We start from the raw sequence: 19734 nt of genomic DNA, 5'->3' as shown, positions 1-19734 counted from the left end.
TGCTACGATCGCCGCCATGCCGCTACAGTCGGCATGTGGGAGTGAACCTATTCCGTCTATGGGTTCCAGTGGGGAATAAAAAGCAATTGGGCTGGCCGGTCAGCAGTAGCGCGGTTTCAGAGGGGAACATGGCCGTCGCGAAGGGGATCGGAAGCAAGCCCTGGAGGTGTAGGAAATGGAAGCGGAAGAACAGTTCGGCGAGGTCTTTGAAGACTTCCGTCTGATCTGGGTGGCTGAACGGCTGCAGGATGGCAAGTGGACAGCACGATATTGCTGGCATCCTGGCACGTCCATCGAAGCGGGCAAGGCGTTGCAGCGGGAAGTTTTGAACGGAAAATCCAAGCGCTTGCTCGGGCTGTTTCCCACAGAGGCAGCGACCGTCGCTGCGATCAAGGAGGCGGTGCTGCTGGAAGCGAAGTGGCAGGGCAAGCGATGATGCAGGAAACTTCAGATTTTTTTGTGCGGGATACTAGCCATCTCCCCAAAAGCCTTGTAGAATCTTGTTTTTCGTTGATCGGCCCAGCCGGTTAGCAAAAATCTCTACGGTGGCTGTAGCTCAGTTGGTAGAGTCCAGGATTGTGATTCCTGTCGTCGTGGGTTCGAGTCCCATCAGCCACCCCAAGAATTCCTGAAACAGCGCATCTTCGGATGCGCTGTTTTGCTTTCTGCTCCATATTCCGCGCATCGGCCAAATCGCGCCGCATGTCTTGCGCTCGCATGCATCACGTCGATCCTGATCTCGAGCGTGATAAAAGCATTGACTCCCGATTCAAAGTTGCGCGCCCATGCATCTGCGCCAAAAAAACCGGCACTCGCGGGGCAACAAGTCCGGTCTTGCGCTGCGGCACGTGTGCGCCAGTGATTCGATAGCGCGCAAATGAGTTTGAGCAGCCCCCTCCAGGTCTGAAGAGTACCTATTCACGCCTTATGAGCGCACAACTGCGCTTCTTGCAAACGCGTGAAGAGTGCACGACTGCAGCGTTTTTGAAGTGCTGTCGAGAGGCGGTAGGCGGTGGCTCAGACGGCTAGCTTCGCGGGGGAATCCGCTAGCTCGAGCATTCGGCAGATGGCTGCCATGCTGCCGACCATCGTACGACGCTGCGCGCCCTGGTAGACGCGAACGCCCTTGGTTTGCCGGAACGGCACCGGCTTGACTGGGCGCCGGGAAGCAATGTGGTTGACTGGCAGCATGGCAACACCTCGTGATTTGCGACAGCAGGGCTCCGCGCCCGTCGTTCGAAAAGAACGGGGCGGCGTTGGCAAAGCAAAGCGGGTGACTAGGACAGGCGGACGCCTGCCAGAGTCTGGGAAGTCAGAAGCCTGAAGAGCGGATCAGCCCCACGGCAATGCCTTCCAGGGAAAATTCCTCGCGGCCGGCCTGCACCACGATGTTGGCAAAATCAGGGTTTTCGGCGATCAATTCGATGGTGTCGCCCCGTTTTTTCAAGCGTTTGACGGTGACGTCGTCGCCAAGCCGCGCCACGACGATTTTGCCATTCGGTGCTTCGCTGGCTTTCTTCACTGCCAGCAGGTCGCCATCCAGAATGCCTGCATCGCGCATGCTCAGGCCGCGTACGCGCAGCAAGTAGTCGGGACGCTCGTCAAACACGGACGCGTCCACGTGGTATTGGCGATCGATATGCTCTGCAGCCAGTATCGGGCTGCCGGCAGCAACACGGCCCACCAGCGGTAGCGTCAATTGCAGTACGCCGGCCATCGGCAGCGAAAACTGGTCCGATAATTCTGAATCGCTGCGGGCTACCTTGAGGCGGATGCCGCGCGACGCGCCAGGTGTGAGTTCGATCACACCCTTGCGTGCCAGCGCACGCAGATGCTCCTCCGCCGAATTAGGCGAGGAGAAGCCGAATTCAGCGGCGATCTCGGCGCGCGTGGGGGGAAAGCCGGTGCTTCGGATCGCGTTGCGGATCAGGTCGAAGATCTGCTGCTGCCGGGGTGTCAGGGTCGCCATGGGTCGCCGGTCTCTCGTGCCGAAGCACTGTATGTTTAAACAGTATGCTGTGATTTTATACAGTATCGAGTGAAGTGCAAGCACAATTTGAGAGGCGGGGACTCGACATCGCGGTTTCGCCACGTCTTTGCCGCGGGTTTGCCATGGGTCAGCGCAGGCGGCGCGGCAGTTACAATCGGCGCGCATCGACTGATCCGATCCGACGTCCCCCTATATATGTCCGCATCCCTGCCCCGCATTGTTGTGCTCGCTACCGGCGGCACCATCGCCGGTTCTTCCGGCAACCCAGCCAGCAGTGCGCAGTATCAGGCTGCTACCGTTCCCGTCTCCGCGCTGGTCCAGGCCGTGCCCGCACTGGCAGATGTCGCGCGCATCGAAGCCGAGCAAGTGGCGCAGGTGGACAGCAAGGACATGTCGTTCGACCTGTGGGCGACGCTTGCCCGGCGTGTGACGCACTGGTCGGCGCAGCCGGATGTGGCTGGCATCGTCATCACGCACGGCACCGATACGCTGGAGGAAACGGCCATGTTCCTTCATCTGACGCAGGCATGTCCCGTGCCGGTGGTAATGACCGCTGCCATGCGCCCGTCGACTTCGCTGTCCGCCGATGGCCCTTTGAATTTGCTTGATGCGGTGCGTGTGGCCGCCAGCCCCAATGCGCGCGGAAAAGGCGTGCTGGTCGTGCTCAATCAGGAGATCCATGCGGCGCGCGATGTCACCAAGGCCCATACTTCGGCCGTGAATGCCTTTGTGTCGCCTGTCGCGGGACCACTGGGGTTCGTGCAGGATGACTTCGTCCGGTTCGTTCGCGTACCGCAGTTCCTGGGTGCGTCGCCGTTAGCGGTGCCAGCGCGCTGGCCGCTCGTTGAGATCATTGCCAGTTATGCGCAGCCGGGCAGGGTGGCTATCGATGCGATGGTGGGAGCGGGCGTCAAGGGTTTGGTGGTGGCTGCAGCGGGGAACGGGTCCGTCCATGAAACCCTGTCGGCGGCGCTAGCGGATGCGGCCAGCGCCGGCGTGGCTGTAGTGAGGAGTTCCAGGACCGGCGCCGGTCATGTGGCGATTCCTGCGCAAGCTCGTCTGGAGGCGGGCCAGCTTGCCTCTGCCGCGGACCTCAATCCATTCAAGGCGCGGGTGCTTTTGCTGCTGGCCTTGGCCGGCGAGCCGTCGCTTGGCACGGATGTCGCCCGCTTGCAGGCGATTTTCAGACAATACTGATGGATTCCCGCTGGTGTGCCAGTGGGGTAGGCCGAGGGCCCGGCTTGCGTGGTTGTCAATAGTCGGGCTATACTCGCAGGCTATCCAACCTTGCCACACCGGACTGTGACGCCCGGGTGGCTCATCCCAAAAGGAGCGTCAATGCGTCATTACGAAATCGTATTCATCGTCCATCCGGACCAGAGCGAACAAGTGCCGGCGATGATCGAGCGTTACAAGCAGCTCGTCACGTCGCAAAACGGCCAGGTTCACCGCGTGGAAGACTGGGGCCGCCGTCAGATGGCCTACATGATCCAGAAGCTGGCCAAGGCTCACTACGTTTGCCTGAACATCGAATGCGGCAAGGAAACCCTGGCTGAACTCGAGCACGCCTTCAAGTTCAACGATGCCGTGCTGCGTCACCTGATCGTTCAGACCAAGAAGGCTGAAACCGCTCCTTCGCCGATGATGAAGGAAGTGCAGCGCGAAGAAGCCCGCAAGGCCGCGCAAACGACCACGGAAGGCCAGGCCGCCTGAGTGCGGACTGCGGTGCAGGTCGTGGCAGGTAACCCTGATCACGGCAGGCAAGACAGCGAACAGGCAAGCGAGATCCAGGGAAATTCGCGGTGAACCAGCTCCGGCTAGCCGCCACCCTCGTCGAACGCGATGCGCTGCGCTACACCCCGGCCGGCGTGCCCGTCGTCAACTGCATCCTGCAGCATGCCGGCGAGACGCTGGAGGCGGAAACGCCCCGGCAGGTGGAATTTGCCATTGCGGCCATGGGGATCGGCCCCGTCGGTCAGCGGCTTGAGCGGTTACCGCTCGGCACGTTGCTCGACTGCGAAGGATTCCTGGCCCGCAAGCACCGCAACAGCAAGACTCTGGTCTTTCACATCACTGGATGTAAAGCATTCGTAAAGGATTGAATCATGGCATTCGTCAAACGTGACAACAAGAACAAGAAGCGCTTCCAGCAACAGAATCCGCTGTTCAAGCGCAAGCGCTTCTGCCGCTTCACCGTGGCTGGTGTGGAACAGATCGACTACAAGGATCTGGACACCCTGAAGGACTTCATCGGCGACAACGGCAAGATCACGCCGGCCCGCCTGACCGGTACCAAGGCTCACTATCAGCGTCAGCTGGATACGGCTATCAAACGCGCCCGCTTCCTGGCGCTGATGCCGTACACCGACCTGCACAAGAACTGATAGTCCCAGGACCGCAAGGAGAAATACACGATGCAAGTCATTCTGCTGGAAAAAGTCATCAACCTGGGTAGCCTGGGTGACATCGTTCGCGTGAAGGACGGTTACGCACGTAACTTCCTGATCCCGACCAAGAAGGCCCGCCGCGCCACCCAAACCGCGATCGCCGAATTCGAAGTGAAGCGCGCCGAGCTGGAAAAGGCCGCCGCCGAGAAGCTGGCCGCCGCGCAAGGCGAAGGCGAGAAGCTGAACGGCCTGACCGTCCAGATCACCCAGAAGTCGGGTGTGGACGGTCGTCTGTTCGGTTCGGTGACCAACGCCGACATCGCCGAAGCCCTGGGCACCCAAGGCTTCAAGGTGGAAAAGGCGCAAGTGCGTCTGCCGAACGGCCCGCTGAAGGTCGTTGGCGACCACCCGGTCAGCGTCGCGCTGCACACCGACGTGGTGGTGGACGTGACCGTGTCCGTCCTGGGCGAGCACGTCTAAGTCGTACGCCGCATCGATACGCCGATCTCCGGGTCGGCGGCATTCGACGCACAGAAAGGCAGGAGCTGCGCTCCTGCCTTTTTTGTTTGCGCGGCGTCCACCGCCGCTATAATTCCCCCCCATGAACGCGCCTGCCGCCGATCCCCAACTAGACAGTCTCAAGGTTCCCCCGCACTCCATCGAGGCCGAGCAATCGGTACTCGGTGGCCTGCTGCTGGACAATGCCGCCTGGGACCGTATTGCCGACTTCCTCTCCGAAGCGGACTTCTACCGCTTTGATCACAGGTTGATCTTCCAGAGTATCGCCCGTCTGATCTCCGCCACCAAGCCGGCGGACGTGATTACGGTTTACGAGATGCTGCAGGTCGCCGGCAAGGCCGAGGAGGTGGGCGGCCTGGCGTACCTGAATTCGCTGGCGCAGAACACGCCTAGCGCGGCCAATATCCGCCGCTATGCGGAGATCGTGCGTGAGCGCTCCGTACTGCGCAAACTCGTGACCGTGGCGGATGACATCGCCTCGGCAGCGTTTGCGCCCAAGGGTCGCGAGGTCCGCGAGCTGCTCGATGAAGCCGAATCCAAAGTGTTCGCGATTGCCGAAGAGGGTTCGCGCGGCCAGAAGGGCTTCCAGGAAATCCAGCCGCTGCTGACGCAGGTGGTGGAGCGGATCGACGAGCTGTACCACCGCGACAACAGCAGCGACGTGACGGGTGTGCCGACAGGCTTTATTGACCTGGACCGCATGACCAGCGGCATGCAGCCGGGCGACTTGGTCATCGTGGCAGGCCGTCCCTCCATGGGTAAGACGGCGTTCTCGCTGAACATTGGCGAACACGTGGCGGTGGAGCAGGGCCTGCCCGTAGCGGTGTTCTCCATGGAAATGGCAGGCGTGCAGCTGGCCATGCGTATGCTCGGCTCCGTGGGCCGGCTGGACCAGCATCGGCTGCGAACCGGTCGTCTGCTGGACGAGGATTGGCCGCGCCTGACGCACTCCATCCAGCGCATGAACGATGCCCAGTTATTCATCGACGAGACGCCGGCGCTGAACCCAATGGAGTTGCGTGCGCGTTCGCGCCGCCTTGCGCGGCAATGTGGGCAGCTCGGCCTGATTATCATCGACTACCTGCAGCTGATGTCGGGTTCCGGTGGCGGTGAGAACCGGGCCACCGAAATCTCCGAAATCTCGCGTTCACTGAAGGGCCTGGCCAAGGAACTCAACTGTCCTGTCATCGCGCTGTCGCAGTTGAACCGAAGTCTGGAGCAGCGCCCCAACAAGCGTCCCGTGATGTCCGATTTGCGCGAATCCGGCGCTATCGAACAGGATGCCGACGTGATCCTGTTCATTTACCGGGACGAGGTCTACAACCCTGATTCCCAGGACAAGGGCACGGCGGAAATCATTATCGGCAAGCAGCGTAACGGCCCGATCGGCACCGTTCGTCTGACATTCCTGGGTCAGTTCACGAAGTTTGACAACTTCAGCGGCGGTCCCGCCTTCTTCGACAACGACACCTGAGCCGTACTCGCCCGTGGCCGGCGGCGGCCCGCGCCGGCAAGTGTGGTATCCCGGCAAGTTGCGGGGGTTTGCCACAATTTACGGGGCAGAGCGGGGAACAACCCTGTAAAATATTGCGCTTTGATGACAGCCGCCTGGAGCGGCTGTCATGCAATCTGCACCTGCACCATCCTGCAACACAACCGAGCGCGCGATCCGTGCTCCACAAGGACATTCATGTTCGGCCGATTCATGCCCACCGAGGGCAAGTTCTTCGAATATTTCAACCAGCACGCGGACTGCGCCGTTACCGCCGCCCATGAGCTGGAAGCCCTCGTCAACGACCTGCCCAACGCCGAGGCCCACGCCCGCCGGGTCCAGGCCACGGAAAAGAAGGCCGATCGCATCACGCACGACACGATCGACCTGCTGCACAAGACTTTCATCACGCCCCTGGACCGCGACGAGATCCACAAGCTCATCACGACCATGGATGACATCCTGGACCTGATGGAAGATGTGGCAGAGACGATCTCGCTGTACGACGTGACCAGCCTGACCGATGAGGCCCGCCGCCTGGCCACGATCTGCGTGCAGTGCTGCGACCAGGTCAAGATCGCCGTGGCGCTGCTGGAGGACATGAGCAACGCCAGCACCATCCTGAAGACCGCCCAGCAGATCGACCAGCTCGAGTCCGAGGCCGACCGCGTGATGCGCTCGGCAATGTCCAAGCTGTTCCGCGAGGAAACGGACGTCAAGCGCCTGATCAAGCTGAAGGCGATCTACGAGCAGCTCGAGACCATTACCGACAAGTGCGAGGACGTGGCCAACATCATCGAAGGCATCGTCCTGGAAAACGCCTGAGGCGCGCACTGCATGCAGACCATTCAAATGAGCTTGTGGGTGATCGGCCTGTTGGTCGCGCTCGCGTTGCTGTTCGATTTCATGAACGGCTTCCACGACGCGGCCAATTCGATTGCCACGGTGGTGTCCACGGGCGTGCTAAAGCCGCACCACGCAGTGGCGATGGCCGCCATGTGCAACGTGATCGCCATCTTCATCTTTCACCTGAAAGTGGCCGCCACCGTCGGCACCGGCACCATCGATGTCCATATCGTTGACCACTACGTCATCTTCGGCGCGCTGGTCGGGGCGATTGTCTGGAACGTCATCACCTGGTTCTACGGCATCCCGTCGTCATCGTCGCACGCACTGATTGGTGGCCTGGTGGGTGCCGCCGTGGCCAAGGCCGGCACGGGTGCACTGGTGGGCAACGGCCTGATCAAGACCGTTGCCTTCATCCTGATCTCGCCGCTGCTGGGTTTCATTCTCGGTTCGCTGATGATGGTGATCGTCGGCTGGACGTTCTTCCGTACGCCGCCGTCGCGCGTGGATCGCTGGTTCCGCCGCCTGCAGCTCATTTCGGCTTCGCTGTACAGCCTGGGCCACGGCGGCAATGACGCGCAGAAGACCATTGGCATCATCTGGATGCTGCTGATTGCCAGCGGCCACGTGGCGAGCGGCGGAGAGCCGCCGGTGTGGGTGATCGTCAGTTGCTACGTGGCGATCGGCATGGGCACGCTGTTTGGCGGCTGGCGCATCGTGCGGACGATGGGCCAGAAGATCACCAAGCTGAAGCCCGTGGGAGGATTCTGCGCGGAAACGGGGGGCGCGATGACGCTGTTCATTGCGTCGGCATTGGGTGTGCCGGTGTCGACCACGCACACCATTACCGGTGCGATCGTCGGCGTCGGTTCGGCGCAGAAGATGTCGGCCGTGCGTTGGGGTGTGGCGGGCAACATCGTCTGGGCCTGGGTGCTGACGATTCCGGCGTCAGCCTTCATGGCCGCCATCGCATGGTGGATCGGGCGGCAAATCCTCTGATCGGTATCGCAGATGCAAAAAAGCCAGGCTTCGTGCCTGGCTTTTTTATTGGTTCGCGAACGCTGCGATTGGGTCGTCGTCGACCGGAGCCGGAGTGACGGGTGCCGGTGCGGGAGGCGGGGCCGGGCTCATCGGCAGGTTGGTCGCTGTCACCACGCGGCGCGCGCCGTTGTAGCGTGTTGCCCAGTAGGACTTGCCCATGTCCTCCAGCCGCACGGTACCGCCCGTGGCCGGTGCATGGACAAAGCGGTTTTGGCCGACGTAGATGCCGACGTGCGAATTGGCGCGCCCGGTGGTGTTGAAAAACACCAGATCGCCCGAGGCGACGTCGCTGCGGTCCAGCGCGTTGCCGCGCTGCCCCATCTGCTCGGTAGTGCGCGGCAAATTCACGTTGGCCGCACGCTGCACGACGTAGCGAACCAGGCCGCTGCAATCGAAACCGGAATCCGGCGTATTGCCGCCGTAGCGATAGGGCGTGCCGACCAGCGACATTGCCTGGATCGAGATCTCTTCCAGCCCGGCGCTCGGGTCGATCATTGGCTTGCCCGGGGTGCGCGGTAGCGCCGACGTCTGGCGAGCCGGCGGCGAGCCCGCACACGCAGCCAGCAGCAAGGCAGCCGTGCACACGACGATAGACGCAATCGGAGAAAAACGGGAAGACCGCCCGGATGCAGCCTGCGGGCGGTCGTCAGTGTGGCTCGTCAGCGTTGACGGGCAGTGGCAATGGAGCGGGCGCTGCGGCATCCTTCTTGTCGTTCGGGTTGCCGGGCCATGCGTCCGTCCTCATTGGATCGGAACGTTCACCAGCGAAGCTGCGCGTTGCGTGTGCCGGTGCTGATCTTGATGGACTTGGGCTGACCCTTGTAAGTGGCTTCGATATTGTAGCTGCCTTCGGGCGCACGTATGAGGCAGCGAGGGCCGCCTGTCTTGAAACTAGCCACAGTTTGGCCGTCCATGGTCAGTTTTACGTCAACTTCGGACAGGTATTCTCCATTGGCACCCTGCGTAAAGAGTATGCCCATGTTGAAATTCTTCTCCTGCTCCGCCAGGCTGGCGCGCTCGTCCTCGGCTACACCGCCACAGACATAGCTGACGGGGCCCATGGTACGGATCACCATCTCGTCGGCGGCGCGCGCCGGGCGCCAGGCTGCGGCGATGACCACCGTGGCGCAGATCAGCGTCGCCACGAGCATGCGGCGGCGCCGTGCCGGGCGGGCATTGCGCGAAAACAGGGTCCGGTTGCCGGACAGATAGTGGTTGAATGGCTGTTGCTTGTTCATCGACGCCTCCGTATCGGCATGAACATCCAGGCATCATAGCCGTACCGCATTGCGTTGGCTGTCAGCAAATGCCTGACGCGCCAGGCGGACGGCATGCGGCGAGCGCACGCCCGTATGCCGGGGTGCGTGCCAGGATAAAAGGGAGACGAAGACCCGCCCCGAAGGGCGGGCGACATCAAAGAACGTCGGCGGCGTGGTCGGCCAGTCGGGAGCGTTCGCCACGGGCCAGCGTGACATGGCCACTGTGGCTCCAGCCCTTGAACCGGTCCACCACGTAGGTCAGGCCCGACGAACCCTCGGTCAGGTACGGCGTGTCGATCTGCGCGATATTGCCCAGGCAGACGATCTTGGTGCCGGGGCCGGCTCGCGTGACCAGCGTTTTCATCTGCTTCGGCGTCAGGTTTTGCGCTTCGTCGATGATCACGAACTTGTTCACGAAGGTTCGTCCGCGCATGAAGTTCATGCTCTTGACCTTGATGCGCGAGCGGATCAGTTCCTGCGTCGCCGCGCGACCCCATTCGCCGGCACTGTCGTCGCTCTTCTGCAGTACCTCGAGGTTATCGTCGAACGCGCCCATCCACGGCTGCATCTTCTCTTCCTCCGTACCGGGCAGGAAGCCGATGTCCTCGCCGACCGGCACCGTGGCGCGGGTGACGATGATCTCGTTGTACAGCTTCTGGTCCAGTACCTGTTCCAGGCCGGATGCCAGCGCCAGCAGCGTCTTGCCGGTACCCGCCTGGCCGAGCAGGGTGACGAAATCGATGTCCGGGCTCATCAGCAGGTTCAACGCGAAGTTCTGCTCGCGGTTGCGGGCGACCACACTCCACACATTGTTCTTGTTGTGGGTGTAGTCCTTCAGCGTCTGCAGCAGAGCCGTCTTGCCGTTGATCTCCTTGACCTGCGCGTAGAGCGGCAGGCTGCCATCCATCGGCTCCAGGTAGACGAACTGGTTGACGAGGAACGACGGCACCAGCGGGCCGGTCAGGCGATAGAACATCGCGCCGGACTTGGGATCCTGCCAGCTTTCCACGCCCTTGCCGTGCTTGGCCCAGAAGTCGTTGGGCAGCTGCATCACGCCTGCGTAGAGCAGGTCCTTGTCTTCCAGGACCTGGTCGTTGAAATAGTCTTCCGCGGGCAGGCCCAGCGCACGGGCCTTGATGCGCATGTTGATGTCTTTCGACACCAGCACGACCTGGCGCTCCGGGTACTGCTGCTGCAGGGCGCTCACCACGCCCAGGATCTGGTTGTCGGCCTTGCCCTGGGGCAGGCCCTCGGGCAGCTTGATGTCGTTCAGGCGGGTCTGGAAGAACAGCTTGCCCTGTGCGTCGCGGTTGCCCAGCTTGGCCAGCGGCAGGCCTTCGTCGAGCACGCCGTCGGTGCCACCCACCAGGGAATCCAGTGTGCGGCTGACCATGCGGGCATTGCGCGCGACTTCGCTCATGCCCTTCTTGTGGTTGTCCAGTTCCTCGAGCGTCATCATCGGCAGATAGATGTCGTGCTCTTCGAAGCGGAACAACGAGCTCGGATCGTGCATCAGCACGTTGGTGTCGAGCACGAACAGCTTGCTCGGGCCTTCGGTCTTGCGGGCACGGCGGGTCGGGCCGGCGGCCGGCTTGACCAGGCTGACGGACGGAGAGGCCGCCGGCGTGGTGGCGGGGGCCGGGGCGTCGGTGGTCTTGGCCCGGGTTGAGCTGCCTGCGCGCGCTCGGGTGGCGGGCGTCTGGGTGTCGCCGGTCTCGAGCAATGCCACACGCTCGAGGACCGGCACAGGTTTCTTACCCTGCGCGGCATTGGCCTTGGGCAGTGTGACCGGGGCGAATTCGCTCGGGTCCAGCAGTTGGGCAGGCTTGGCGGGCATGGTAGGCAGCGGCATGCTTGGCTTTCCTTTCAGTGGGACGAACGGGGGGCGAAAACGTCCGTGCCTCGCTCCGCAACCACGACGGAACGATGGCGACCGGGGCCGACGGGCATGCGCGCGGCGACCGGTGCGGACAAGCTGACAACACGGGTACGACGGGAAGTGGGTGAAGCGGGAGCGCACAAACAAAAAAGCCGCCATGCCTGGTGTACAGGTGTGGCGGCTCTTTCGCAGACCCGAGACGCGGCAGGTCCGCTACCAGCCCGGGGACTGAGGCGCCTGGGCCGGTACGGTACAGCAGCGTGGCAACTGGGATCTGAACGCATTACGGCCCAATGTATCCGAACGATTTCCGTTTGGCAATTGGTTGCCGGACAGACGATCGAGCCAGTGTTGCGTCTCTGTCTCGTCACTGCACCGGCGGCCGGCCGGACTACATCCCCTTGACGATCTCCAGCACCTCGTCGACGTGATTCGGTACCTTGATGCCGCGCATCTCGTGTCGCAGGATGCCCTTGCTGTCGAGGATGAATGTGCTGCGCTCGATCCCGCGGACCTCCTTGCCATACATCTTTTTCATCTTGATGACATCGAACAGATTGCAGATGGCCTCGTCGCCATCGGAAATCAGTTCGAATGGCAGCTCCAGCTTGGCCTTGAAGTTCTCGTGCGACTTCATGCTGTCACGCGAGATGCCAAACACCGCGGCGCCGGCCTTCTCGAAGGCCGCGTACTCGTCGCGGAAGTTCATGGCCTCGGTGGTGCAACCCGGCGTGTTGTCCTTCGGGTAGAAGTACAGCACCACGGTCTTGCCATGCTGGGTGGCAAGCCGGAAGTCCCCGCCGGTAGCGGGGGCCTGGAAGTCGGGGACGGCCTTGTTGAGACTGACGGTCATGCTGGTGGCTCTCCTGGATGGCGGTGCATCATCGGTGACGGCGGCCCTTTTTGCACTGGGCTTGTGCCATGGCGGGTGCAGATTGGGGCAGTCCGCAGGACTTCAAGCGTGGCGCCGGCTCAACTTGGCAAATTTCCGGACGATATGTTCGGCAGGCCGGGGCTCAGCCGGCGGCGGGCTCCACCAGCAGCACGGCGGCCACCTTGCGGCCTTCGGCCATCAGGATATTGTAGGTGCGGCATGCGGCCTGCAAGTCCATGGCGTCCACGCCGATGTGACGGCGGGAGAGCGCGGCGGTCAGGCGGGGGTGCGGGAAGCGCAGGCGGTCGCCGGTGCCCAGCAGCACGACTTCGGGGCCTTTTTCCAGCAGCGCCTCGAAGTGGGCTGGTTCCAGGTCTTCAAAGCGGCTGACGGGCCACGGCTCGATCTCGCCCTCCGGCATGACCAGGACGGACTGGTCGTGGCGGACCAGGTTGATTTCGATATAGCCCGGACCATAGGAGGTCACGGTATTCAGATTCTGGGGTTTGTCGGCGTGGAGTCTCAAGGGAGGGACCTCTGTGCCGCCGGGCCGGGCCATGCGTGCCATCCCGGCTGCGGGAGGGGCCGCAGCGGGGGCTGGCGACGGGTTGGTGGCAGGATCGTGCGCGCGCCGTCCGAATCGGTCGCTGCAATGCAAGAATCCATGCCGAAGTCTGTCATAATCCGATAAATTATAGCTTTTGCCTCCCTGTCTGCCACGTTCGCGTTGCATTGCAGCGGACGCGCCGCCTGACGCCCAGGACATTCCAGAAGATTCCCAAGACCGCTGCCACGCCAGACTGGCCAGCCTGCCCTGACATCCGCATCGTGAAACCCATCCAGAAATCCAACAAGCTTCAGAACGTTTGCTATGACATCCGCGGCCCGGTGCTGGAAAAGGCCAAGCAGATGGAAGAGGAAGGGCACAAGATCATCAAGCTGAACATCGGCAATCTGGCCGTGTTCGGATTCGACGCCCCGGAAGAGATCCAGCAGGACATGATGCGCAACCTGCCCAACTCGGCGGGCTACTCGGACTCCAAGGGCATTTTCGCCGCGCGCAAGGCGATCATGCACTACACCCAGGAAAAGAAGATCCAGGGCGTGGGGCTGGATGACATCTACGTCGGCAACGGCGCGTCCGAGCTGATCGTGATGGCGATGAACGCGCTGCTCAACGGTGGCGACGAGGTGCTGGTGCCGGCCCCGGACTATCCGCTGTGGACGGCCGCCGTGAGCCTCTCCGGCGGCACCCCCGTGCACTATGTCTGCGACGAGGCCAACGAGTGGATGCCGGACCTCGAAGACATCCGCCGCAAGATCACGCCGAACACCAAGGCCATCGTCATCATCAATCCGAACAACCCCACCGGGGCGCTGTATTCGGATGCGTTGCTGGAAGAGATCGTCGTCATTGCGCGCGAGCACGGCCTGATCATCTTTGCCGACGAGATCTATGACAAGGTGCTGTACGACGGCCACACGCACACGTCGATCGGTTCGCTGTCCACCGACGTGCTGACGGTGACCTTCAACGGGCTGTCCAAGAACTACCGCTCGTGCGGCTACCGCGCCGGCTGGATGGTGGTGTCGGGCGACAAGCGTCCCGCGCAGGACTATATCGAGGGCCTGAACATGCTGTCCTCGATGCGCCTGTGCGCCAACGTGCCGGGCCAGTGGGCCATCCAGACCGCGCTGGGCGGCTACCAGAGCATCAACGACCTCGTGGGCGAAGGTGGCCGCCTGCGTCGCCAGCGCGACCTGGCCTACGAGCTGATCACGAAGATCCCCGGCGTCACCTGCGTCAAGCCCAAGGCGGCGCTGTACCTGTTCCCCAAGCTCGACCTGTCGATGTATCCCATCCAGGACGACCAGGAATTCATCTACGAACTGCTGCAGGAATCGAAGGTGCTGCTGGTGCAGGGCACCGGCTTCAACTGGGGCGCGCCGGACCACTTCCGGATCGTGTTCCTGCCGCACGAGGAAGACCTGCGCGAGGCGATTGGCCGCGTGGGCCGCTTCCTGGAAACCTATCGCAAACGTCACGGCACGGCCTAGGCCGCCGGGGCGCCCCATTTCCCGCATCAAGCAACCCAGAGTCAGACGTCCATGAATCCCATCAAAGTCGGCCTTCTCGGCATCGGTACCGTCGGTAGCGGCACGTTCAACGTGCTAAAGCGCAATCAGGAAGAAATTCGTCGTCGTGCAGGCCGCGGCATTGAGATTGCGGTGGTCGCCGACCTCAACACCGAGCGCGCCCGCGAGCTGACCGGTGGCACCGTGGATGTGGTCAGCGATGCGAACGAGGTGGTGACGCGTCCGGACATCGACATCGTCGTGGAACTGATCGGCGGCTACGGCATCGCCCGCGAGCTCGTGCTCAAGGCGATCGAGAACGGCAAGCACGTGGTCACCGCCAACAAGGCGCTGCTGGCCCTGCACGGCAACGAGATCTTCGAAGCCGCGCGCAAGAAGGGCGTGATCGTCGCCTTCGAAGCGGCCGTGGCCGGGGGCATCCCCATCATCAAGGCGCTGCGCGAGGGCCTCACCGCCAACCGCATCCAGTGGATCGCCGGCATCATCAACGGCACGACGAACTTCATCCTGTCGGAGATGCGTGACAAGGGTCTGGATTTCGACACCGTGCTGAAGGAAGCCCAGCAACTGGGCTATGCCGAAGCCGACCCGACGTTCGACATCGAGGGCATCGACGCCGCGCACAAGGTCACGCTGATGAGCGCCATCGCCTTCGGCATGCCGGTGCAGTTCGACCGCGCGCACGTGGAAGGTATCACGCACCTGTCCGCGATCGACATCAAGTATGCCGAGGAACTGGGCTATCGCATCAAGCTGCTGGGCATCACGCGCCGCCGGGAAGAGGGCGTGGAGCTGCGCGTGCATCCGACGCTGGTGCCGGCCTCGCGCCTGATCGCCAACGTGGAAGGCGCGATGAACGCCGTGCTCGTGCAGGCCGATGCCGTGGGCGCCACGCTGTACTACGGCAAGGGCGCGGGCGCCGAGCCGACCGCCTCGGCCGTGATCGCCGACCTGGTCGACGTGACCCGCCTGCACACCGCGGACCCGAATCACCGCGTGCCGCACCTGGCGTTCCAGCCGGACGAGCTGTCGAGCGTGCCGGTGCTGCCGATCGAGGAAGTCACGAGCTCGTACTACCTGCGCATGCGAGTGTCCGACGAGACCGGCGTGCTTGCCGAGATCACCCGCATCCTGGCCGAAGCCGGCATCAGCATCGACGCGATGCTGCAGAAGGAATCGCGCGAAGGCGAGCCGCAGACCGACATCATCATCCTGACGCACCTGACCCGCGAAAAGCAGGTCAACGCCGCCATCCGCAGCATCGAGTCGCTGTCGACCGTGTTGTCCGCCGTGACGCGCCTGCGCATGGAAGAACTGAACTAAGACGCCGTATCCATGAAATACCAGTCGACGCGCGGCCATGACGTGCCGCAATCGTTCTCCGAGATCCTGCTGGGTGGCCTGGCGCCGGATGGCGGCCTGTACCTGCCGAAGCAGTACCCGCAAATCACGGCCGAGGAACTGGAGGCCTGGCGCAAGCTGCCGTACGCGGACCTTGCGTTCGAGATCCTGTCGCGCTTCTGCGATGACATTCCCGCCGAGGACCTGCGCGCGCTGACGCGCAAGACCTACACGGCCGACGTGTACTGCAACGCGCGCACGGGCGACAACACCGCCGACATCACGCCGCTGCGCACGCTGGGCGAGGAGGGCGGTACGAAGCTGCAACTGCTGGGCCTGTCCAACGGCCCGACGCTGGCCTTCAAGGACATGGCGATGCAGTTGCTGGGCAACCTGTTCGAGTACGCGTTGAAGCGGGCCGGGCTGAAGCTCAACATCCTGGGTGCCACCTCGGGCGACACCGGCAGCGCGGCCGAATATGCGATGCGCGGCAAGGAAGGCATCCGCGTATTCATGCTGAGCCCGCATCGCAAGATGAGCGCGTTCCAGACTGCGCAGATGTTCAGCCTGCAGGACCCGAACATCTTCAACATCGCCATCGAAGGCGTTTTCGACGACGCGCAGGATATCGTCAAGGCCGTCTCCAACGATCACGCGTTCAAGGCTCGCCAGCGCATCGGCACGGTCAATTCGATCAATTGGGCGCGCGTGGTGGCCCAGGTGGTGTACTACTTCAAGGGCTGGCTGCTGGCGACCGATGGCCCCGGCCAGAAGGTGTCGTTCTGCGTGCCGTCCGGCAACTTCGGCAACGTCTGCGCCGGGCACATCGCGCGCATGATGGGCCTGCCGATCGACAAGCTGGTGGTGGCCACCAACGAGAACGACGTGCTCGACGAGTTCTTCCGCACCGGCACGTACCGCGTGCGCACCTCGGCGCAGACGTACCACACGTCGAGCCCGAGCATGGACATCTCCAAGGCGTCCAACTTCGAGCGCTTCGTGTTCGATCTGCTGGGCCAGGATGCCGGCAAGCTGACGGCGCTGTTCCGCGACGTGGATGGCCAGGGCGGCTTCGACCTGGCCGGCACGCCGGAATTCGACCGCATCCGCCAGTTCGGCTTTGTCTCCGGCCGCAGCACGCATGACGACCGCCTGGCCACGATCCGCGACGTCAACCAGCGCTATGGCGTGACGATCGACACCCATACCGCCGATGGCGTGAAGGTGGCGCGCGAGCACCTGTCCGCGGGCGTGCCGATGGTCGTGCTGGAAACGGCACTGCCGGCCAAGTTCGCCGACACGATTCGCGAGGCGCTGGGCCACGAGCCCGAGCGGCCGGCCGCGTTCGACGGCATCGAAAAGCTGCCACAGCGCTTCGAGGTCATGCCGGCTAGCGCCGACACGGTCAAGGCGTACATTGCCCGTCACACGGGCCTGTAATCAGGGGCCTGTCATGCCGGGCACGGTCGCCCGGCGCTTCTGCCCGCCGGTCCGGCGTCAACTCGCTACAATCGGGTTTGCCGGGCCCGCTGCCACGGCCCCCAGGCGTTCCGCCGGGGGCTGTTTTTCATGGGGCCAACCTGTTACCAGCCACGATCACATGACCCAAGCTGCCGCGCCCAACCGTCCCCCGATGCTGACCATGGCCCAGGCCCTCGAGGCCCTGATGGCCGGGGTTCGCCCCATTGCCCAGACCGAGACCGTCGACACGCTGCAAGCCAACGGCCGCGTGCTGGCTGCGCCGGTGACCAGTTCGCTGCGTGTGCCGCCTGCCGACAACACGTCGATGGACGGCTACGTCATGCGCGCCGCCGACGTGCCCGCGCCCGGTACGCGCCTGCCGGTGTCGCAGCGGATTCCGGCTGGCCACGTGGGCAGCGCGCTGGCCGCCGGCACTGCCGCACGCATCTTCACGGGCGGGTTGATTCCTCCCGGCGCCGATGCCGTGGTCATGCAGGAGCAGTGCGTGGCGGACGGGGATGCCGTGGTCGTCAACCACGTGCCGGCATCGGGCGAATGGATTCGCCGCGCCGGCGAGGACATCGAGGCCGGCAGCGAGATCCTGCCCGCCGGCACGCGGCTGACGCCGCAGGCGCTGGGGCTGGCGGCATCCGTTGGGCAGGCGAAGCTCGACGTGATCCGCCGGGTGCGGGTGGCCGTGTTCTTCACCGGCGACGAACTCGCTATGCCCGGCGAACCGCTCAAGCCGGGCGCCATCTACAACTCCAACCGTTTCACGTTGCGCGGCCTGCTGGAAAACCTCGGCTGCGAGGTGAGCGACTTCGGCATCGTGCCGGACACCCTGGACGCCACGCGCGACACGCTGCGCCGCGCGGCGGAAGGCAACGACCTCATCATCACGTCAGGCGGCGTGTCGGTGGGCGAGGAAGACCACATCCGCCCGGCGGTCACCGCCGAAGGGCGGCTTGACCTGTGGCAGATCGCGATCAAGCCGGGCAAGCCACTGGCCTTCGGGCAAGTCGCCAACGGCACGGCGGCGCCGGCCTTCTTCCTGGGTCTGCCCGGTAATCCGGTATCCAGTTTCGTGACATTCCTGCTGTTCGTGCGGCCATTCCTGCTGCGCCTGCAGGGCGTGGCGGACGTGACGCCGCGCCGCCTGCCGCTGCGGGCCGATTTCGACCTGCCGACGGGTGACCGCCGCAACGAATTCCTGCGTGCGCGCATCAACGATGCGGGCGGGCTGGATCTGTTCCCGAACCAGAGCTCTGGCGTGCTGACGTCCACGGTCTGGGGCGACGGGCTGATCGACAATCCTCCGAACCAGGCGATCCGGCGCGGCGACATCGTCCAGTTCATTTCGTTTGACGGCCTGCTGGCCTGAGTGCCGGCGAGGCAAGCGACATCATCATGCAACTCGAACTTCGATATTTCGCAAGCGTACGTGAGCAGGTAGGGCAGGGCGCCGAACGTGCCGAGGTCCCTGCCGACGTCCGTACGGTCGGTGACCTGCGCGGCTGGCTGCGTGCCCGTGGCGGCAGCTGGGCCGAGGCGCTGGCCGAGGGCCGCGCGCTGCGCATGGCCGTGGACCATGCCGTGGCCCGTGCCGACACCCCGCTGGCCGATGGCTGCGAGGTGGCGTTCTTCCCGCCCGTGACCGGAGGCTGAGATGGCCGCGCGCGTACAGCACGAGGACTTTGACCTGGGCGCGGAAGTGGCCGCGCTGCGCGCCGGCAATCCCGCCGTGGGCGCGGTCGCCAGCTTTGTCGGCACGGTGCGCGATGTCAGCGGCGGCAGCAGCGTCAGCACGATGGAGCTGGAGCACTATCCCGGCATGACCGAAAAGGCGCTGGCCCGGATCGAGGCCGCCGCGCGCGAGCGCTGGCCGCTGCTCGGCGTGACCATTGTGCACCGCGTCGGCCTGCTGCAGCCGCTGGACCAGATCGTGCTGGTGGTGGTGTCGTCCGCCCATCGCGGCGACGCCTTTGCCGCTTGCGAGTTCATCATGGATTACCTGAAGTCCGAGGCCCCGTTCTGGAAGAAGGAGGCCACGCCCGAGGGCGCCCGCTGGGTCGATGCGCGCGTCTCGGACGATGCGGCGCTGCGGCGCTGGGGCATCGAATCGTTTAATGCAGACGAAAAATAACAACAAGGACGACTGAATGGGTCCGCTGGGGTTTGTCGCGGTCGGCGTCGGCGCCGCCGTGGGCGCGTGGCTGCGCTGGGGATTTTCGGTGCTGTGGAATGCCGCCAATCCGGCGCTGCCTTACGGCACGCTGGCATCCAACCTGGTCGGGGGCTACCTGATTGGCCTCGCGGTGGCCTTCTTCGACACGCACGCCGCGCTGCCACAGGAGTGGCGGTTGCTGGCTGTAACTGGCTTCCTGGGCGGTCTGACCACGTTTTCCACCTTCTCGAGCGAGGTCATCGGCAACCTGCTGGCCGGCGACTACCGCTGGGCGCTGGCCCACGTGGCGCTGCACCTGGGCGGGTCGCTGGTGCTCACCGCCCTCGGCATCTGGACATACCGGGTCCTCTCCTGATCCCCTCC

22 protein-coding genes and 1 tRNA gene are annotated in these 19734 nt (G+C 63.7%); 17 read left to right on the top strand and 6 right to left on the bottom strand.

The window, feature by feature from the left end:
- Positions 1–175 precede the first annotated feature (175 nt).
- Positions 176–436, top strand: a complete 261-nt coding sequence (locus tag BLR29_RS01775; RefSeq protein ID WP_092134163.1) for a hypothetical protein — start codon at positions 176–178, stop codon at positions 434–436.
- 109 nt (positions 437–545) lie between these two features.
- A tRNA-His gene (locus BLR29_RS01770) sits at positions 546–621 on the top strand.
- Positions 622–1312: 691 nt separating this feature from the next.
- Here BLR29_RS01770 and lexA read toward each other — a convergent pair.
- Complete coding sequence (gene lexA / locus BLR29_RS01765; RefSeq protein WP_092134162.1) at positions 1313–1969, bottom strand: transcriptional repressor LexA; 657 nt, start codon at positions 1967–1969, stop codon at positions 1313–1315.
- A 216-nt stretch (positions 1970–2185) separates the two neighbouring features.
- On the opposite strand from lexA, the gene BLR29_RS01760 reads away from it, so the two are divergent.
- The 8 genes from BLR29_RS01760 to BLR29_RS01725 all read left to right on the top strand — a co-directional run bounded on the left by BLR29_RS01760 (position 2186) and on the right by BLR29_RS01725 (position 8233).
- Complete coding sequence (locus BLR29_RS01760; protein ID WP_092134160.1) at positions 2186–3187, top strand: asparaginase; 1002 nt, start codon at positions 2186–2188, stop codon at positions 3185–3187.
- Positions 3188–3328: 141 nt separating this feature from the next.
- Positions 3329–3703 carry a 30S ribosomal protein S6 gene (gene rpsF / locus BLR29_RS01755; RefSeq protein WP_019448365.1) on the top strand — a complete coding sequence of 125 codons (375 nt, stop codon included), beginning with the start codon at positions 3329–3331 and terminating at the stop codon, positions 3701–3703.
- A gap of 89 nt (positions 3704–3792) precedes the next feature.
- Positions 3793–4092: a primosomal replication protein N gene (priB, locus tag BLR29_RS01750; protein ID WP_092134158.1), complete on the top strand. Its 300-nt coding sequence runs from the start codon at positions 3793–3795 to the stop codon at positions 4090–4092.
- Positions 4093–4095: 3 nt separating this feature from the next.
- Entirely contained in the window at positions 4096–4374 is a 279-nt protein-coding gene (gene rpsR / locus BLR29_RS01745; RefSeq protein WP_006163606.1) for a 30S ribosomal protein S18, read from the top strand.
- A gap of 30 nt (positions 4375–4404) precedes the next feature.
- On the top strand, positions 4405–4857 hold the full coding sequence (gene rplI / locus BLR29_RS01740) for a 50S ribosomal protein L9 (protein ID WP_092134157.1): 453 nt from the start codon (positions 4405–4407) through the stop codon (positions 4855–4857).
- 121 nt (positions 4858–4978) lie between these two features.
- Positions 4979–6370: a replicative DNA helicase gene (locus tag BLR29_RS01735; protein ID WP_092134155.1), complete on the top strand. Its 1392-nt coding sequence runs from the start codon at positions 4979–4981 to the stop codon at positions 6368–6370.
- 216 nt (positions 6371–6586) lie between these two features.
- The gene (locus tag BLR29_RS01730) at positions 6587–7213 is read left to right on the top strand and encodes a DUF47 domain-containing protein (RefSeq protein ID WP_092134153.1); all 627 of its coding nucleotides are present in this window, start codon (positions 6587–6589) and stop codon (positions 7211–7213) included.
- A gap of 12 nt (positions 7214–7225) precedes the next feature.
- Positions 7226–8233 carry an inorganic phosphate transporter gene (locus BLR29_RS01725; RefSeq protein WP_092134151.1) on the top strand — a complete coding sequence of 336 codons (1008 nt, stop codon included), beginning with the start codon at positions 7226–7228 and terminating at the stop codon, positions 8231–8233.
- Positions 8234–8278: 45 nt separating this feature from the next.
- On the opposite strand, the gene BLR29_RS01720 is transcribed toward BLR29_RS01725, so the two are convergent.
- From BLR29_RS01720 to BLR29_RS01700, 5 genes are all read right to left on the bottom strand, one after another.
- Positions 8279–8977 (bottom strand): C40 family peptidase, encoded by a 699-nt coding sequence (locus BLR29_RS01720; RefSeq protein WP_092134149.1) that lies wholly within the window; start codon positions 8975–8977, stop codon positions 8279–8281.
- Between the two features lie 56 nt (positions 8978–9033).
- On the bottom strand, positions 9034–9513 hold the full coding sequence (locus BLR29_RS01715; RefSeq protein ID WP_176860857.1) for a hypothetical protein: 480 nt from the start codon (positions 9511–9513) through the stop codon (positions 9034–9036).
- 175 nt (positions 9514–9688) lie between these two features.
- Positions 9689–11386 carry a PhoH family protein gene (locus tag BLR29_RS01710; RefSeq protein WP_092134147.1) on the bottom strand — a complete coding sequence of 566 codons (1698 nt, stop codon included), beginning with the start codon at positions 11384–11386 and terminating at the stop codon, positions 9689–9691.
- Between the two features lie 418 nt (positions 11387–11804).
- A complete protein-coding gene (locus tag BLR29_RS01705; protein ID WP_092134145.1) occupies positions 11805–12266 on the bottom strand; it encodes a peroxiredoxin in 462 nt (153 codons plus the stop codon).
- 163 nt (positions 12267–12429) lie between these two features.
- Positions 12430–12813 (bottom strand): Mth938-like domain-containing protein, encoded by a 384-nt coding sequence (locus BLR29_RS01700; protein ID WP_092134143.1) that lies wholly within the window; start codon positions 12811–12813, stop codon positions 12430–12432.
- 302 nt (positions 12814–13115) lie between these two features.
- Here BLR29_RS01700 and BLR29_RS01695 point away from each other — a divergent pair, with 302 nt between their 5' ends.
- From BLR29_RS01695 to crcB, 7 genes are all read left to right on the top strand, one after another.
- Positions 13116–14345, top strand: coding sequence for a pyridoxal phosphate-dependent aminotransferase (locus BLR29_RS01695; RefSeq protein WP_092135373.1), 1230 nt, complete (start codon positions 13116–13118; stop codon positions 14343–14345).
- Between the two features lie 51 nt (positions 14346–14396).
- The gene (locus BLR29_RS01690) at positions 14397–15707 is read left to right on the top strand and encodes a homoserine dehydrogenase (RefSeq protein ID WP_092134141.1); all 1311 of its coding nucleotides are present in this window, start codon (positions 14397–14399) and stop codon (positions 15705–15707) included.
- A gap of 12 nt (positions 15708–15719) precedes the next feature.
- The gene (gene thrC, locus BLR29_RS01685; RefSeq protein WP_092134139.1) at positions 15720–17165 is read left to right on the top strand and encodes a threonine synthase; all 1446 of its coding nucleotides are present in this window, start codon (positions 15720–15722) and stop codon (positions 17163–17165) included.
- 160 nt (positions 17166–17325) lie between these two features.
- Positions 17326–18567, top strand: coding sequence for a molybdopterin molybdotransferase MoeA (glp, locus tag BLR29_RS01680; protein ID WP_092134137.1), 1242 nt, complete (start codon positions 17326–17328; stop codon positions 18565–18567).
- Positions 18568–18593: 26 nt separating this feature from the next.
- Positions 18594–18851, top strand: coding sequence for a molybdopterin converting factor subunit 1 (moaD, locus tag BLR29_RS01675; RefSeq protein ID WP_092134135.1), 258 nt, complete (start codon positions 18594–18596; stop codon positions 18849–18851).
- Position 18852: 1 nt separating this feature from the next.
- Positions 18853–19329, top strand: a complete 477-nt coding sequence (moaE, locus tag BLR29_RS01670; RefSeq protein WP_092134133.1) for a molybdopterin synthase catalytic subunit MoaE — start codon at positions 18853–18855, stop codon at positions 19327–19329.
- Positions 19330–19345: 16 nt separating this feature from the next.
- Positions 19346–19726: a fluoride efflux transporter CrcB gene (gene crcB, locus BLR29_RS01665; RefSeq protein WP_092134131.1), complete on the top strand. Its 381-nt coding sequence runs from the start codon at positions 19346–19348 to the stop codon at positions 19724–19726.
- Positions 19727–19734: the final 8 nt, after the last annotated feature.

This window comes from Cupriavidus sp. YR651 (assembly GCF_900101625.1).
Lineage (GTDB): Bacteria > Pseudomonadota > Gammaproteobacteria > Burkholderiales > Burkholderiaceae > Cupriavidus.
The sequence above is the reverse complement of the archived record's forward strand: the minus strand, read 5'-3'. Positions and strand labels throughout refer to the sequence as shown.